Genomic DNA, 15,296 nt, shown 5'->3' on the forward strand with positions numbered 1-15,296 from the left:
TGGTCAGGGCTTCGTCTCGGGCACCAAACCGGATCTTATGACATAGTAGACGCGTTGGCGCACCGGCTTCCCGTTGGCATCCGTGAACGGTTTGTAGCGCATTTCCGGACCGCAAGGCGAACCTGGTTCAGCCGTTTGCATCAGGGTGTCATCGACCATGACCACACAGTCGCTGGTCGAACCATCCGGCTCGATAAAGAAGCGCCAGGTAACGCTACTGGTTGAAAAGCTGCCATCAGCCTCTGCATAGGGGTTATCGGTCGTGGGCAATTCCCAGCGCACACGGCTGCTGAAGTAACCGACCACCGGATTGCCTTGCGGGTCCCTGGCCGGCCGAAAACTGGCGCGCTGGGTGATCAAGGTGCAGGTCGCCTGATCGAGCACGTCATAGCCGCTGCTGCGGGTGATATCGCAACGAACCACGAAGCCGTTCGGCGAGATTATCAATCGGAACGCGGTAATCCCTTGCCATTCCTGACGCAGCGCGATCGTGGGGTAATCATCGGTCTGAACCCAGTTGCCCGGGTTACCGATCGGCACTGCCGGGTATTTGGGCAGTTCCAGCGGCGGCGGTGTAACCAGATTTACACCCTTCGATGGCGCCTCCACTGGCGGCGGCGGGGCAAGTGGTTCAAGCGGGGCTTGCGGCGCAACAGCGGCGGACTGCGCCAGCAGAATCAGGTGAATGATGCTCATGCCACCAAGGGCTAGCAGATCGTTCAGGAATTCAAACCCTTGCGCGCGCCTGCTTGCCCCCGCGCGCGCGCGGGCCTAGTGCGCAAATCACTATGAGCCACGCCGTTTCCCCCCTCGCCCGCCCGTTTCCCGCCATGCCCGCGATTGCCGGGGTCACCCCGCGCGTTGCCCGCGCCGGATACAAGGATTGGGGCCGCTGCGACCTGACCTATGTCGAACTGGCCGAAGGCACGGCGGTGGCCGGCGTGTTCACCCGCAACGTCTGCTGCTCGTCCGAGGTTGAACTGGGCCGCGCCAACGTGAATCAGGGCCGCGCGCGGGCGCTGGTGGTCAACGCCGGGAACTCCAACGCCTTCACCGGCTATCGCGGGCGCGAGGCGGTGGAAGCCATCATGGCGCAGGTGGCGGGAACGCTAGGCTGCGCGCAGGACCAGGTGTTCGTCTCGTCCACCGGGGTGATCGGCGTGCCGCTGCCCAAGGACAAGGCCGAGGCCGGAATCAAGGCCGCCCTTTCCGCCGAGCCGTGCGGCTGGGAAGATGCCGCCAACACCATCGGCACCACCGACACCTTTGCCAAGGGGGCCTATGCCGAGGCCGTGGTTGGCGGCAAGACGGTGAAGCTGGCCGCGATCATCAAGGGCAGCGGCATGATCGCGCCCGACATGGCGACCATGCTCGGCTACATTTTCACCGACTGCGCGATTGCGCCGGGTTACTTGCAGGAACTGCTCTCTGCCGCGAACCAGCGCACGTTCAGCTGCATCACGGTCGATAGCGACACCTCGACCAGCGACACCGTGCTGGCCTTCGCCACCGGCAAGGCTGGCAACCAACAGATCAATTGCGAAGGCTGCCCCGGCGCGGATGCCTTTGCAGCAGCCCTCGAAGACGTGTGCCGTCAATTGGCCCACCTGGTGGTGCGCGACGGCGAAGGTGCGCAGAAGTTCATCGCCGTCAGCGTGACCGGCGCGGTCAGCGATGAAAGCGCGCGCAAGGTCGGCCTCGCCATCGCCAACTCGCCGCTGGTGAAGACCGCCATCGCGGGCGAGGACGCCAACTGGGGCCGCGTGGTCATGGCCGTGGGCAAGGCGGGCGAACCGGCCGACCGCGACAAGCTCTCCATCGGCTTCGGCGGCACCTGGGCCGCGCGCGACGGGCAGCCGCTCGCCGACTATGACGAGGCCCCGGTCGCCGCGCACCTCAAGGGGCAGGACATCACCATCGAGGTCGACCTGGGTCTTGGCGAAGGCCGCGCGACGGTGTGGACCTGCGATCTCACCCACGGCTACATCTCGATCAACGCCGACTACCGGAGCTGAAGCCCGTGCTCACGATCTGGGGGCGGCTCAATTCGCACAACGTCAAGAAAGTCGCCTGGGCCGCGGTCGAAATGGGGATCGCGCACCGCCGGATCGACATCGGCGGCAAGTTCGGCTTCACGCCCGAATACCTCGCGATGAACCCCAATCGGATGATCCCGACGATCGAGGACGATGGTTTCGTGCTGTGGGAATCGAACGCGATCCTGCGTTATCTGGCGCAGAAATACGCCCCCACACTGCTGCCCGCCGATCCGCAGGTGCGCGCGAGCGGCGACAAGTGGATGGACTGGCAATTCCACTTCGCCGACGCCCAGCGCGATGCCTTCCTGGGTCTGGTGCGCCATACGCCCGAAACCCGCGATGAAGCCGCGGTCGCCCGTTCGGCCGAAGCCAGCGGGGCGATGATGCGGATTCTCGACGCGGAACTTGCGAAGCGTCCGTGGCTCTCGGGCGATGAGTTCGGGATCGCGGATATGCCGATGGGGGTCTATGCCCACACCTTTTACACCCTGGCCATGCCGCGCCCGGACTTGCCGCACCTCGCCGAATGGTACGCGCGCCTGCAAACGCGCCCCGGCTTCGCCGAAAACGTGATGATCCCGCTGACATGAGCACCGCCAGCCTCACCCCCGCCGTCCTCGCCGTGATGCAGGATGCCGCCGCGCGCGCGGTGATGCCGCATTACCAGAAGCTCAGCGCCGACCAGATCGACGCCAAGGCGGCAGACGATGTTGTGACCGTGGCCGACAAGGAGGCCGAACTGATCCTTGCCGAGGGCCTTGCGCGGGTGCTGCCTGAAGCCGCCATTGTCGGCGAAGAGGCCGCCCATGCCGATCCCGCGCTGCTCGACCGGCTGGGCGATGCGCTGTGCTGGATCATCGACCCGATCGACGGAACCAACAATTACGCCAGTGGCCGCCCGCCCTTCGGGCTGATGGTCGCGCTGTCGCAAGGCGGGGAGACGGTGGCCGGCTGGATCCTCGATCCGCTGACCGGGCGGCTGTGCCATGCGCATAAGGGCGCGGGGGCCTTCGTTGGCGAGGACCGGATTGCCGCTCGCCTGACCGGCGCGACACCGCCGGTCGCCGCGATTTCGCTCGTGTTCATGGATCAGGCCAAGCGCGAGGCGATGAAGCAAGGCATCGCGCCGCATTACACGCTGGTCGATATTCCGCGCTGCGCGGCGGAGCAGTATCCCCGGCTGGTGCTGGGCGTGAACGACTGCTCGATCTTCGAGCGCACCCTGGCCTGGGACCACGCGGCGGGGGTGCTGTTCGTCAACGAAGCTGGCGGCAAGGCCGCGCGGCCCGATGGGCGCCCCTACCGTGTGGACGAGGCGCACCTGCCGGGCCTGATCGGCGCGGCCAGCCCGGCCCTGTGGGACCAGCTCGCCGCGCGCCTCGCAGCGCTTTAGAGGACGCTTTCCAGCCAGCCCTTGAGCTGGCTCTTGGGCGCGGCGCCCAGCTTCTGCGCGACGGGTTCGCCGTTCTTGAACAGCACCATCAGCGGGATCGACTGCACGCCGTACTTCGCGGCGGTGTCGGTGCTGTCCATGATGTCGACCTTGGCGATGGTCACCTGGCCGGCCAGTTCCTCGCTGATTTCTTCAAGCGCAGGGGCGATCATCTTGCACGGGCCGCACCAGTCGGCCCAGAAATCGACCAGCACCGGCTTGTCGGACTGAAGCACATCGGCGGCGAAACTTGCATCGGTCACGGCTTTGGTAGCCATCTTGAATCTCCTTGGTCGGTTGCCCTCAATCTAGGGCGTCCACGCCCTTTGGCAATTGGCCCGGATCAAAAGGATTCCTGCTGGCCCGTCAATGCCTGCTTGTGGATAGCCAGCAAGTCTGACGGAATCGGTAGCAGGATCGGCACCTGCGTATAGAGCAACGCCGCCTCCACCACGCGCCCCGGATAGGCGGCTTCCAGCGCCGCGGCATAGGCGGCCATCTGGCGCAGGATCGCAACCGGCACTTCATCCATGCTGGCAGGCGGACGCCGCGCGGTCTTGAAATCGACGAGGCGGATGCGCTCCGCCGTTACCAGCAGGCGGTCGATGGTCCCAGCCACCACCTGATCGCCGACCGTGGCCGCAATCGGCACTTCCGCAAGCGCCGCGGGCGAGAACAGGTCTGCCCATGCCTTGTTTTCCAGCACGGTCACGGCGGACATCGCCATCGCGGTTCGCGCCGCGCCGTCGAACTCGCCCCCCGCCGCCTTGGCGAGCCACGCCAGCGCAGCCGCCTTGCGCTCTTCCGGAGCCACTTCGGGCAAGCGCTCGAGCAGCTTGTGCAGCAACACTCCGCGCCGCGCCGCCTGTGCGCCGGCACCGGGCGGATAGGGCGGATCGGTCGCCAGATCCTCACCCAGCGCGCTCGGAGCCAGTGGACGCGGCGGGCGTGGTTCGGCGGCGACGGGTTGCTCCAGCCACGGCGGCAGCAGTGCCAGTTCGCCCGCCGGCACGACCGGCGCGGGCGGCGCGTCCGCCGACGTCTGGCCATGTTCGACCCTGCTGCCCCAAAGCGGATCTTCAAGCCATTCCTCTGGCTGAAAGAGCCCCGCCAGCCGCGCATACCAGCTGTCCGCCGCCGGCTCCTTTTCCTTGGCCCCCAGCGCCCCGGCGACATAGAGCGCCTCTTCCGCACGGGTCATTGCGACATAGAGCAGGCGCCAGTGCTCCTGCTTCTCCTCGGCCTTGGCCTGCTCCTCAGCCGCCTTTATCCGGCCAAGCCTTTCGGACGACGGCAGGGCCGGAAGGGGGATCTTGCGTGGTTCGTCACCCTCCATCCGCACCGGATCTTCAAGCTCAAGGTCCGACCCGCGCGAGCGGTCGGGATTGTCGGCAGCATCGGCCAGGATCACGATCGGCGCCTGCAGACCCTTCGAGCCGTGGACGGTCATTACCCGCACCTCTTTGCCCGCCTGGCCCGCTTCGCGTTTCAGTTCGCCCTCGCCCGCATCGAACCAGCGGATGAAGGCGTGGAGGCTCGGCACCTCGTTGGCGGCAAAGGCGCTGGCGGCGTTGAGCAGTTCGTCGATCGGATCGTTCGCTTCGCTGCCAAGCCGCGCAACCAGCGCGCGCCGCCCCTGCCATGGCCCCGTCAGCAGCCAGTGGAGCAAGGCCTGCGGCGGTTCGTAATCGGCGCGGTTCAAGAGATCGAGCAGCCGCGCCATCGCACTGTCGATCGCCCCGCCCCGATTGCGCCGCAGTTGCTCCCACAGCCGCACGTTCTCGCCCCGATAACCATGGCGCAACAGGTCATCCTGCGACCACCCGATCAGCGGCGAGGTCAGCAGGCAGGCGAGATTGAGATCGTCCAGCGGCTGCGCGGCAAAGCGCAGCGCCGCCATCAGATCGCGCACCGCCAGCGGCGCAGCGAGCCGCAGCCGGTCCACCCCGGCCACCGGCACGCCAGCGGCATGCAGGCGCGCAACGATCAGCCCGGCCAGTTCCTTGCGCTTGCGCACCAGCACCATGACATCGCCGGCCGTGGCCCTGCGCACTCCGCCCTTCTCAAGGCGGTACCCCTGCACCAGCCATTCGCGCACCTGCTGGGCGATCTTGTCGGCAAGCTTGCGGTCAGAGCGCGAGAGCCAGCTTTCCTCGCCTTCGTCGCCCTCGTCATCGGCTGCGTCGGCGCCGTTACCGATCACGCCCCACATCGTCACATGACCCGGCCGCGCCTCGCCCTGGTGGGGGTCGGGGTTATTCGGCAGGCCGAAGTTGGCGGGGCCGATCTGGCCGATCGCCATATCGACGAATTGCAGGATCGAATGGGCCGTGCGGAAACTTGTGCCAAGGCCAAGGTCCTGCAATTCGCGCGCCGCACGCCCACCGCGCAGATTGTCACTGAGGCCCAGCATCTGGTCCCGCACGTTCTGCTTGGCCCGCTCGAAATTCTCTGGGCTGGTGCCCTGGAAGCGGAAGATTGCCTGCTTGTAATCGCCCACCACGAACAGCGTGCGCAGCTTGTCGCCATGCGCGCCTTCGCCTGCAAAAAAGTCGCCGGTCAGCGCGTCGATGATCTTCCACTGCGCGGCGTTGGTATCCTGCGCCTCGTCCACCAGGATGTGATCGAAGCGGCGATCCAGCTTGTAGCGGATCCAATCCGACAGGTTCGAACGATTGAGCAGTTGTGCCGCACGGCGGATCTGGTCATCGAAATCGATGAACCCGGCGCGCGCCTTGGCTGCGTCCCAGGCCAGCGCGAACTTGTGGCCCAGTTCCAGCGTGGGCGTAAGAAAATCGGCAAGCGCCAGCATCGCGCGGCGTTCTATCACGCGCTGCAGGCACTGCCCCACGGCAGTTCCGGCCTGCTCGATATGCTCCTCGAACTTGGCCAGGTAACGCAGGTTGCGCAGCTTCCCTTCCTTGGTGAACAGCGCCTCGAAGAAGGTATCCAGTTGCTCGCCGCGCTGCGCCGCGCTGGCCCCAAGCCAGGCGGCAATCGCATCGAGCATGGGCAAGGAACTCTTCGCGCCCCATTGCTGCAGCGCCTCACGGACACAGGACAATGCGTCGAGATCGAGCGCATCGTCGGCGCACAACCGCGCCACGTCGGCTGGCCCCGCGTCGCTTGGCAGGCCCAGCAATTGCAGCACCCGCGGGCGCATGGGCGGCTGCCAGGCACCGGTGCCATGCCAGGCCTCGCGCGCGTCGGCGCAGCGTAGCAAATAGCCCTCCACCGCATCGGGACCGAGCCGGATCGAAAGCTGCGCCAGCGCATCGAGCGTGGCGGCATCGTTCAGCCGCTCCGCCTCGACCAGCAGGCTTGCCAGCACTTCGCGCAGCAGCACGTCGCGGTCGCGGTCTTCCATCGCCTTGGCGCCGGGAACCAGCCCGGCTTCATGCGGAAAAGTCGCCAGTAACCACTGCGCAAAAGCGTGGATGGTGTCGATGCGCAGGCCGCCGCCGGGACAGTCGAGCACTTCGGCAAACAGGGTGCGCGCGCGGGCGCGGGGCGCTGGGCCATTGTCGGCGCCAATATGATCGAGTTCGATCCCGAGGTGGGTCTCGTCAAGCCGCACCCAGCGAGCAAGGCGCTCGTTGATGCGCGCGGCCATTTCGGTTGCCCCGGCCTTGGTGAAGGTCAGGCAGAGGATCTGCGACGGGCTGACGTCGGGCTGCAGCAGCAGGCGCAGCACCCGCGCGGAGAGAACCTGGGTCTTGCCGGTCCCGGCCGAGGCGGAGAGCCACACGACATCGCGCGGATCGACCGCCGGAAGTTGCTCGGGAGTGAGCGGGAACAGCTGCTTTGCGCTCATCGCTCCTCCCCCTTGGCGCGGTCGTCCGGCGTCGGCGCGCGGGCCTGCCATTCATCGAGCCGCATCAATTGGTCGTAATCGTTATAGCCATAAAGGTCGGGCTGGAGGCTGGCCGCAAAGGGTTCGTTCCCCTTGATGAAGCGCATGATCGCATCGCGCAGGTATTGCGCGCTCTTGTCGAGGAATTCCTCGCGCTCAAGCCCCTTGGCACGGTCGGTCTTGAACGGGGCGAAGGCATAGCCGAACGCGCCCGCCTCTTCGCTGCGCGGCCGCTTGGCGAGCGACCAGTATTCGAACCATTCGGGATCGCCGGCCACGCCCGGAAATCCGCCCGCCGCCGCGATCAAGCCAATCACGCCAAGCTGGAGCGAATAGCCCTCGGCTACGCGCGCACGGGTGGGCGGAGAACCGGTCTTGTAGTCGACCACGGCCAGGCTGCCGTCTCCCATTCGATCGATCCGGTCCGCGCGTCCGTGAACACGCACCCCAAGGAAGTCCATTTCGCCCTTCACTTCGCTGGCGATGACTTCGCGCTGATCGGCTGACTGGCTGGCGATCTCGGCGTCGATCCATTCGAGCGCGCGCGCCAAGCGCGGCCACCACAGGCTCCGCACCAGCGGGTGGGCGCGCATTTCCGCAAGCTCTTCGCCCGCGATGGCGAGCAGTTCGCCCGCCCTGCCCCCGGCCTTGTGCCAGCGTTCAAGCACCTTGTGGACCACAGTGCCTTTCCACGCCGCAGTCGGCTCGGCGTCGAGCGCGTCGAGCTTGCGCAGGCCCATGATCGCCTGGGCATAGAACTGATAGGGATCGCCGCGCAGCCGGTCGATCGCGGTAACGGCCAGCGCCACGTCGCGCTGTTCGGGCGTGGGATCGGGAGCGGGCCGGGGATAGTCGGGCGCGCGGGTCGCATGGTCGATCTGGCGGGCGAGTTCAACCGCGCGCGTCTCGCGGTGATCCGCCTCAAGTTCACCGAGCAGCGCCTCTACCCTGAGCACGAAGCGGCTGGGGATCACCGGCTTGCCTTCGTCGCGCAGCGCCCAGCTCAGCACCACGCGCGGCGCACCGAGCGCTCCCGCAAGGTCGTGCGCGGCAAGACCGATGCGAAACTCGCCGCCGGGCACCCCCAGCGCGCGCAGCACGGCGGGCGGCAGCAGCGGTTCGGGGCTGGGGCTGGCGGGCCAGGTCCCTTCGGTTAGGCCGCCGCAGATGACCAGATCGGCCCGGCTCATGCGCGCTTCAAGCAGACCGTAGATCGCCACGCGCGGATGCCCGCCCCATGGCGGGCGCACGGAAACCCGGTCCATCGCATCGCGCAGCACTGCCGGCAGGTCCACCGCCGCGATAACGAACGACGATCCGGTTGCCGCCCCGCGCAAGTCTTCGACAAAGGCCGCCAGAGCGCGGCCATCGGCCTGCCCCCACAGCGCCGATCCGCACAGCGCCTCGCCCGAAGCAGCGAGCCGGTCGAGCGCGGACGCGAGGCTGAGCCCATCGCCCCAATCAAGCAGGGGTTCAACCACGGCTTCCACTTGGGCCCACCAGGCGCGCACCGCTTCGCCGTCGCCGCGTTTAGCCAGCTTTTCGACGGCGGCGCGGAGCGGCGGCAGGCCAGGTGCGGGGCGCGGGCCGCGCAGGGCAAGGTCAAAGGCGCGCGCCTGCTCCAGCCAGGCCGCACGCCCCTCGCCCGCCTTGACCCAGGGGTGTTCGAGCAAAGCCAGCAGCGCGACCGGAGCGGCCTCTTGCGCGGCGACTTCGGCCAGTTGCAGCAGCAGGCGGCCGGCCGTGGTTTGCGGCAGCGGACGGCCGGCAGTGTCGTCCGCCTCGATCCCCCAGCGGCGCAAATGCGCGGTGACGCGGCCAGCCAGCCCCCGGTCCGGGGTGATCACCGCAACGCGCTGTTCCGGTATTTCGAGTGCTTCGCGGACCAGAATCGCGATGGCTTGCGCCTCTTCGCCGGGGTGCGCCGTTTCCATCAGCCGCACCCCCGAGAGCCGACGCTGCGCGGCTGGCAGGCTGACCCAGGTCGCGCTGGCGGCGGGCGGCAGGAACAGGTTGGAGATTGCACGGCTGCGCTGCGGCGGCGCGGCGGCAAGTCCGGCGCGGTGCCACGGATCGACCTCGCCGCGCGCCACGCCCATGCGGTTGAGCAGCAGTTTGAGGTGATACTGCGGATGCGTCACCGCATCGCGCTCGCCCAGCGGCGCGGCATCTTCTGCGCGTGGCGCACCGGCATTGCCCAGCATATCCCAATGCTCGTCCGACAGCGCCAGGTCGAGATCGGGCAGGATTACCGCGCCATTCGGCAGGTCGGCCACCGCGCGCAGCAGCTTCGCCAAGGCTGGCGAAGCGCTCGTCACGCCCGCCGCAACAATCGGATGAGCCGGCGGAGCCTCGCGCCAGCGCTTGGCCGCGTGCTCGAACAACAGGTTGCGCCGCTCCGGCGGATCGACTTCGCCGCGCGCAGCAAGCTCGGCCAGCCAATGCGCCTGGACGGTGGCGAACAGCCGCGTGCTTTCGCGCCAGTGATCGGCAAGATCGCCAACGATCCCGGCAACCCGTTCGGTCAGCAGGTCGCCCAGTTCGATCCCTTCGACCGCGAGCCGGTCCATCGTCCGCCCGGTCTCGAAGGCAAGCCGCAGCAGGCCGGGCGTTTTGGGCGCTTCCTTCCCCATGGCATCGCGCAGCAATTCGGCCAAGCGCAGCCAACGCCGCGTGGGATCGGCAGCGGGCGGCACGTCGACTTCCGCGCCGAGGGGATCGAGCAGCGGCCCCAGTGCCTCATCGAGGTCGAGGTCGCCCACCACCACCATGCGCGGCAGCAGCATCCCGCCGCCCGACAGGCGCACGAAAGCCTCGGTCAAAATCCGCACCGCGCGCTGGCTGGGCAGAAGCAGGGTCAGCCGCGCAAGACCAAGGTCCTTGTCGCCGTATCGCGGGATCAGCCCTGCGACGAGTGCATCGGCAAACCCGCGGTGCGCGGCAATCGAATATACGTGCGGGCCCGGCCGCTCAGCCACCGGCCAGCCGTGCTTCGGTCGGCGCGATGGCACCGGGTTCACCGACTTCGAACCAGTCCCCCGTATGGACAAGGCCGTAAAGCCGCCCCTCGGCAATCGCCCGGCTCCACAGGACATTGGTCGAAAACGGACCTTCGGGCGCATCGCGCAGCAGGCGCTGCGAAACAAGCTGGATGCCCGAATAGATGTAAGGCGCGACGCGGCCGGTGCGGCGGCGGCTGATGCGGCCCAGCGGGTCGAGATGGAAGTCGCCCTTGCCCAGATAATTGTAGGCGCGGTGATGGCGCACGACCAACAGCAGCGCGTCCATTCGCCCGGCATCCCAGGCATCGGAGAGCTCGCGGAAGGCGTCGCGCGGCCCGTCGAGCCAGATATTGTCGGAATTGATGCAAAAGAACGGATCGGGCAGCAGCCCGGCCTGCGCCGCCTTGACCATCCCGCCCCCGGTTTCGAGCAGCAGGCCGCGCTCATCCGAGATGGCGATGGCCGGTCCCTTGCGCGCCTTCAGGTGGGCTTCAAGCGCATCGGCAAGGTAGTGGACGTTGACCACCGCGCGCGGCACCCCGGCGGCCACCAGCGCATCAAGGCTATAGTCGATCAGCGGCTTGCCCGCGACGCGCACCAGCGGTTTGGGCGTTGTCACCGTCAGCGGGCGCATGCGCTTGCCCAGTCCCGCAGCCATCACCATGGCCGTATCCGATGCCAGCGGACGAGCGCTCATACGGCAAAGTTTCCACCTGCGGCGGCGCGCAGCTCGGCCGGGATATTGGCGTCGAACCAGGCCTTGACCGGAGCGAGCGCAGGATGCGCCAGATCGCGCTCCATCGCCGCCCAGACGCGCGGGATGTAGCCAAGGTACCGCGGCTTGCCGTCACGCTTCCACAGGCGCACGAAAATGCCGACGATCTTGGCGTTGCGCTGCGCGCCAAGGCGCGCATAATCGGCCAGGAAGTCCCCGCCGGGCGCGGTCTTTTCGACGTAATAATCGAACATCTCGGCCTCAAGCTGAGGCGATACATCGCGCCGCGCGTCCTGCAGCAGCGAGACGAGGTCATAGGCCGGATGGCCAACCAGCGCGTCCTGGAAATCGAGCAGGCCCTGCTGGTGCAGCGAGCCCAGAAGCATCAGGTTCTCGGCGTGGTAATCGCGCAGCACGGTCACGCCGGGGCGCTGGCGCGGCAGCATGTCCTTGAGCGCGGCCTCCCACGCGGCGGTATAGCCCGGCCCATCAACATAGAGGCCCTGCGCCGGGCAATACCAATCGACGAACATCCGCGCCTCGCGCTGGTATTCCTGCATCGAGTAATCGAGGAACGGCCCCGGCGGCAGGCGGTGCAGATCAACCAGCGCGTCGATCGCCGCTTGGTAGACGGCACGTTCGTCATCCGGCCACTGATCGAGGTATTCGCGCATCCGCACTTCGCCGAAGTCTTCAAGCAGCACCAGACCGCGCGCAGCGTCTTCGGCGAGGATGATCGGCGCGCGCATGCCGTTGGCATCGAGCCACTTGGCCGCGCGCAGGAAGGGCGTCGGATTTTCGTTGGGGGGCGGCGCGTCCATCAGCATGGCGCTCTTCCCGTCCCTGCGGACGCGGAAATAGCGACGGAACGAAGCGTCCCCGGCAAGCGGTTCAATGGCCGCGTCGCGCCATCCGGCGCTGGCGAGGAAGGCGTCGACGCCGTCGGGAAGCTGGTCGGTCATGCTGGGACCCGCCCTAGCCAATCAGCCCCCGGCTCGACAATGGCTAACCGGCCCGTTTCCGCAGTTTCCAGCGCGATTGAAAGGCAGCCGCGCTCGTGCGCGAAACCGCCGGCGTGTTCGGGCCATTCGGCCAGCAGCGCCGCGCCTTCGCGGTAATCGTCAAGCCCAAGCTCGTCGGCCTCTTCGGGCCGTTCTAGCCGGTAGAAATCGGCATGGACCAGCGGCAGGCGCACGCCTGGCGGATCATAGGTTTCGATGATCGCGAAGCTGGGCGAAGGCACTTCGCCCGCATGGCCTAGCCCGGCGATGATCGCGCGCGCCAGCGTGGTCTTGCCCGCACCCAGTCCTCCCGACAGCGCCACAACATCGCCCGGGCGCAGGACAGCCGCGATGCGCGCGCCAAAGGCCTCGGTCGCGGCGAGATCGGGCAAGGCTATCTTCACGGCAGCTCCACGATCGCGGCGGTGCCCTGCCCCGGCTCGGAGAGCAGTTCAAGACTGCCGCCGTGGGCTTCAACCAGCTGGCGGGCCAGCGGCAAGCCGATGCCCTGACGGCGTTCGATGCCCTTGCCATCAGCGCTGAGCTTGATCCCTTCCAGCGCGCGGGCCAGCGTCGGCCCGTCCATGCCGGGGCCGTTATCCGAAATGACGATCCGCGCGCGGTGCTTGTGCGCGCCAAGTTCGACGAGGATCCGCCCGCCCGCCGGCGTCGCCGCGATCGCATTGTCGAGCAGGTGCCCGATCGCGCGGCCGAGCCTGCGCTTGTCGCCGTTGATCCGCCCCGCGCTCTTGTCGCCGCGCATGTCGAGGCTGAGCCCCGCATCCTTGATCCGGCTCGCCCGGTCTTCGACCAGGCGCGTGACGAAAGGCAGCAGTTCAATCTCTTCCTGCGCCAGTGGCAGCATCCCCGCCTCGCTCTGCGAGAGGTCGAGCACGCTTTCGATCTGCTCGCCAAGGCGCCCCACCGAAGACAGGATCGCGGCAACATATTCGCGCCCCTGTTCGGACAGATCCCCGCCCAGTCCCGCTTCCAGCAGTTCGGCAAAGCCCCCGATCGAGGTCAGCGGCGTGCGGAATTCGTAACTCATGTTGGCCAGGAAGCGCGTCTTCATCGCGTCCGCTTCTTCCAGCGCGGCGGCACGCTCGCGCAGGGCCTCTTCGGCCTTCTGGGAATCCGTGATGTCGAGCACGGTCAGCAGGCCATTGCCATCGGGCAGCGGCACCCCAGCATATTCAAGGCTTCGCCCATCGGCCAGCACGACGCGGCCGCCGGTCTGCTTGCGATCTAGCGTCGCGGCGCGCACCGCGTCGCCCACCGCCTTCGCCTTGACCGGTTTCGCCAGCTTGCGCGTGATCCGGTCAAGCAGCGCCTCGATCCGCGGGTGAGTGTCGAGGAAATCCTCCTCCAGCCCCCAATCGGCGGCGAAGCGGCGGTTCCACAGCTGCATCCGCCCATCGGGCGCGAAGACCGCGACCGATTCGAACAGGCTGTCGAACGTGGCGGTGCGAGTGCGCAGCAGGGTGTCGCGCACGGCGGAAAGGCGCAGCTGTTCGGTTCGGTCCTCCGCGATCAGCATCATCCCGCCATCGGGCAGCGGCTGCGCCACCACGCGCAGGTGCGTGCCATCGGCCAGGGTCCAGGCTTCTTCCTGCGCACTGCTCGACATGAACCAACCCGCACGTTCGCGCCGCCAGGCGGGAAAATCCCGAGCTTCGGGTACGCGACCCGCATCGCGCGCCATGTCGAGCAGGCGCTCGAACGGCGGCGGATCGAGCATAACCGCCGGCTTCAGCGCGAAGATCCGCTGGAACGGCTGGTTGGCGAAGGTCAGCTGGCGCTTGGCATCAAACTGCGCGACGCCAGCCGAAAGCTGGTCGAGCATCGCGCGCTGGGCATCGCGGAAGGCCCGGAAATCGCGTGAAACCTCTTCCATTTCCTCGACATCGACCGCGTAACCCGCAATCCCTTCCTCGCCCAGCGGCAGGTCGGACACGCGCAGCGCGCGGCGCTGACCGTCGATGGTGGCGGAAACCATGCGCTCGATCGGCAAGTGCTTGCCGGCCGCCTGCAGCGCGACCTGCTTGGCGGTCAGCCCGTCAACGCTTTCGATCAGCTCTATCCCATCGGCAACGACCTGCCGACCATCCTTGCCAGCCACCGCGCGGACATAGGCTGCGTTGACGAGCCGCAGGTCGCCTTGCGGCCCGCGAAACCACATCGGCATCGGCGCCGCCTCGATCAGCCCGACGAGCGCGGCAAAATCGTCGCGCGCGCGGGCCGCGTCCTCGCGCAGCTGCACCAGTTCGCTTTCGCTGTCGGAAAAGTCGAACACCCAGACCAGCGCCGCGCCGCCCGGCGAGACCTGGGGATCGGCCAGATGCCCGCGCAGCGCGAGGCTGCGTTTCGACCCGCGCGGGGTAACGACCATGCGGAACGGATTGGCCGTACGCTGGCAGCGCCGCACCGCCTCGGTCAATTCGGCCAGCTGTTCGGCCGTCAGACCGCCGCCGCCTTCGAGCCGGCCGCCGTCGAGTTCGGTCAGGAATTGGGGAACATGATCGAGCCCCAGCCAGTTGGCGAGCCGCTGGGGGGCCTCGATCTTGCCATCGGCGCGCACCAGCAAGGGCAGCGCGGGGCTTTCATCGACCATGCGGGCAAGCCGCTTGGCATGCCGCTGTCCGGCCTCGGCCTTGCGTTGGCGGATGCGCGCTGAAACGATGGTCCAGAATGCCGCCACGGTCCAGGCCGCCAACAGCAGGCCAATGAGCATCAAGGCGGTGGGGGACAGGGTCATGTCCCGTCAGCTATGCCCACGGCGCGCGGATTACAACCGCGCGCCGTGCACAAGCTGTCGATCAATAGCGGTAATGATCCGGCTTGAACGGACCATGTTCCGGCACGCCGATATAGTCGGCCTGCTTCTTGGAAAGCTTGGTCAGCTTCACGCCCAGCTTTTCGAGGTGCAGCGCGGCAACCTTTTCGTCGAGGTGCTTGGGCAGGACGTAAACTTCGTTCTTGTATTCCCCGCTCTTGGTGAAGAGCTCGATCTGCGCCAGCGTCTGGTTGGTGAACGAGGACGACATCACGAAGCTGGGGTGACCGGTGGCGCAGCCCAGGTTCACCAGGCGGCCCTTGGCGAGCACGATGATCTGCTTGCCGTCCGGGAATTCGACGAGGTCGGTGCCCGGCTTCACTTCGGTCCACTTGTAGTTGTCGAGCGCGGCGATCTGGATCTCGCTGTCGAAGTGGCCGATGTTGCAGACGATGCTCATCGGCTTCATCGCCTTCATGTG

12 protein-coding genes are annotated in these 15,296 nt (G+C 67.4%); 3 read left to right on the forward strand and 9 right to left on the reverse strand.

Going from position 1 to position 15,296, the window contains the following annotated elements:
* Positions 1–3: 3 nt before the first annotated feature.
* Positions 4–696, reverse strand: a complete 693-nt coding sequence (locus ACE3SN_RS07200) for an energy transducer TonB (RefSeq protein ID WP_374528779.1) — start codon at positions 694–696, stop codon at positions 4–6.
* Between the two features lie 92 nt (positions 697–788).
* Between ACE3SN_RS07200 and argJ the strand changes: the two genes are divergently transcribed.
* Genes argJ through ACE3SN_RS07215 form a run of 3 tightly spaced genes read left to right on the forward strand, consistent with a single transcriptional unit; the run spans position 789 to position 3,432 of the window.
* Complete coding sequence (gene argJ / locus ACE3SN_RS07205) at positions 789–2,015, forward strand: bifunctional glutamate N-acetyltransferase/amino-acid acetyltransferase ArgJ (RefSeq protein ID WP_374528781.1); 1,227 nt, start codon at positions 789–791, stop codon at positions 2,013–2,015.
* A gap of 5 nt (positions 2,016–2,020) precedes the next feature.
* Positions 2,021–2,629: a glutathione S-transferase family protein gene (locus ACE3SN_RS07210; RefSeq protein ID WP_374528783.1), complete on the forward strand. Its 609-nt coding sequence runs from the start codon at positions 2,021–2,023 to the stop codon at positions 2,627–2,629.
* A complete protein-coding gene (locus ACE3SN_RS07215; RefSeq protein WP_374528785.1) occupies positions 2,626–3,432 on the forward strand; it encodes an inositol monophosphatase in 807 nt (268 codons plus the stop codon). The genes ACE3SN_RS07210 and ACE3SN_RS07215 overlap by 4 nt, the downstream gene beginning before the upstream one ends.
* On the opposite strand, the gene trxA is transcribed toward ACE3SN_RS07215, so the two are convergent.
* From trxA to ACE3SN_RS07255, 8 genes are all read right to left on the reverse strand, one after another.
* On the reverse strand, positions 3,429–3,749 hold the full coding sequence (trxA, locus tag ACE3SN_RS07220; protein WP_374528787.1) for a thioredoxin: 321 nt from the start codon (positions 3,747–3,749) through the stop codon (positions 3,429–3,431). The genes ACE3SN_RS07215 and trxA overlap by 4 nt on opposite strands.
* Positions 3,750–3,814: 65 nt before the next feature.
* Positions 3,815–7,285, reverse strand: a complete 3,471-nt coding sequence (addA, locus tag ACE3SN_RS07225; RefSeq protein ID WP_374528789.1) for a double-strand break repair helicase AddA — start codon at positions 7,283–7,285, stop codon at positions 3,815–3,817.
* Entirely contained in the window at positions 7,282–10,302 is a 3,021-nt protein-coding gene (gene addB / locus ACE3SN_RS07230; RefSeq protein WP_374528791.1) for a double-strand break repair protein AddB, read from the reverse strand. The genes addA and addB overlap by 4 nt, the downstream gene beginning before the upstream one ends.
* A complete protein-coding gene (locus tag ACE3SN_RS07235) occupies positions 10,295–11,023 on the reverse strand; it encodes a nucleotidyltransferase family protein (protein ID WP_374528793.1) in 729 nt (242 codons plus the stop codon). The genes addB and ACE3SN_RS07235 overlap by 8 nt, the downstream gene beginning before the upstream one ends.
* Positions 11,020–12,003 carry an aminoglycoside phosphotransferase family protein gene (locus tag ACE3SN_RS07240; RefSeq protein WP_374528795.1) on the reverse strand — a complete coding sequence of 328 codons (984 nt, stop codon included), beginning with the start codon at positions 12,001–12,003 and terminating at the stop codon, positions 11,020–11,022. The genes ACE3SN_RS07235 and ACE3SN_RS07240 overlap by 4 nt, the downstream gene beginning before the upstream one ends.
* Positions 12,000–12,446, reverse strand: a complete 447-nt coding sequence (tsaE, locus tag ACE3SN_RS07245) for a tRNA (adenosine(37)-N6)-threonylcarbamoyltransferase complex ATPase subunit type 1 TsaE (RefSeq protein ID WP_374528796.1) — start codon at positions 12,444–12,446, stop codon at positions 12,000–12,002. Before tsaE ends, ACE3SN_RS07240 begins: the two co-directional genes overlap by 4 nt.
* Positions 12,443–14,797: a PAS-domain containing protein gene (locus ACE3SN_RS07250; RefSeq protein WP_374528798.1), complete on the reverse strand. Its 2,355-nt coding sequence runs from the start codon at positions 14,795–14,797 to the stop codon at positions 12,443–12,445. Before ACE3SN_RS07250 ends, tsaE begins: the two co-directional genes overlap by 4 nt.
* Before the next feature lie 61 nt (positions 14,798–14,858).
* On the reverse strand, positions 14,859–15,296 hold a 438-nt coding region (locus ACE3SN_RS07255; protein WP_374528800.1), incomplete at its 5' end, for an adenosylhomocysteinase.

The organism is Novosphingobium sp., from assembly GCF_041915465.1.
In the GTDB taxonomy this organism is placed as follows: domain Bacteria; phylum Pseudomonadota; class Alphaproteobacteria; order Sphingomonadales; family Sphingomonadaceae; genus Novosphingobium.

What these genes read in the sequence shown, in the direction of transcription:
- ACE3SN_RS07200 (WP_374528779.1), bottom strand. Translation starts at nt 696, where the DNA reads ATGAGCATCATTCACCTGATTCTGCTGGCGCAGTCCGCCGCTGTTGCG.
- argJ (WP_374528781.1), top strand. Translation starts at nt 789, where the DNA reads ATGAGCCACGCCGTTTCCCCCCTCGCCCGCCCGTTTCCCGCCATGCCC.
- ACE3SN_RS07215 (WP_374528785.1), top strand. Translation starts at nt 2,626, where the DNA reads ATGAGCACCGCCAGCCTCACCCCCGCCGTCCTCGCCGTGATGCAGGAT.
- trxA (WP_374528787.1), bottom strand. Translation starts at nt 3,749, where the DNA reads ATGGCTACCAAAGCCGTGACCGATGCAAGTTTCGCCGCCGATGTGCTT.
- addA (WP_374528789.1), bottom strand. Translation starts at nt 7,285, where the DNA reads ATGAGCGCAAAGCAGCTGTTCCCGCTCACTCCCGAGCAACTTCCGGCG.
- ACE3SN_RS07235 (WP_374528793.1), bottom strand. Translation starts at nt 11,023, where the DNA reads ATGAGCGCTCGTCCGCTGGCATCGGATACGGCCATGGTGATGGCTGCG.
- ACE3SN_RS07240 (WP_374528795.1), bottom strand. Translation starts at nt 12,003, where the DNA reads ATGACCGACCAGCTTCCCGACGGCGTCGACGCCTTCCTCGCCAGCGCC.
- ACE3SN_RS07250 (WP_374528798.1), bottom strand. Translation starts at nt 14,797, where the DNA reads ATGACCCTGTCCCCCACCGCCTTGATGCTCATTGGCCTGCTGTTGGCG.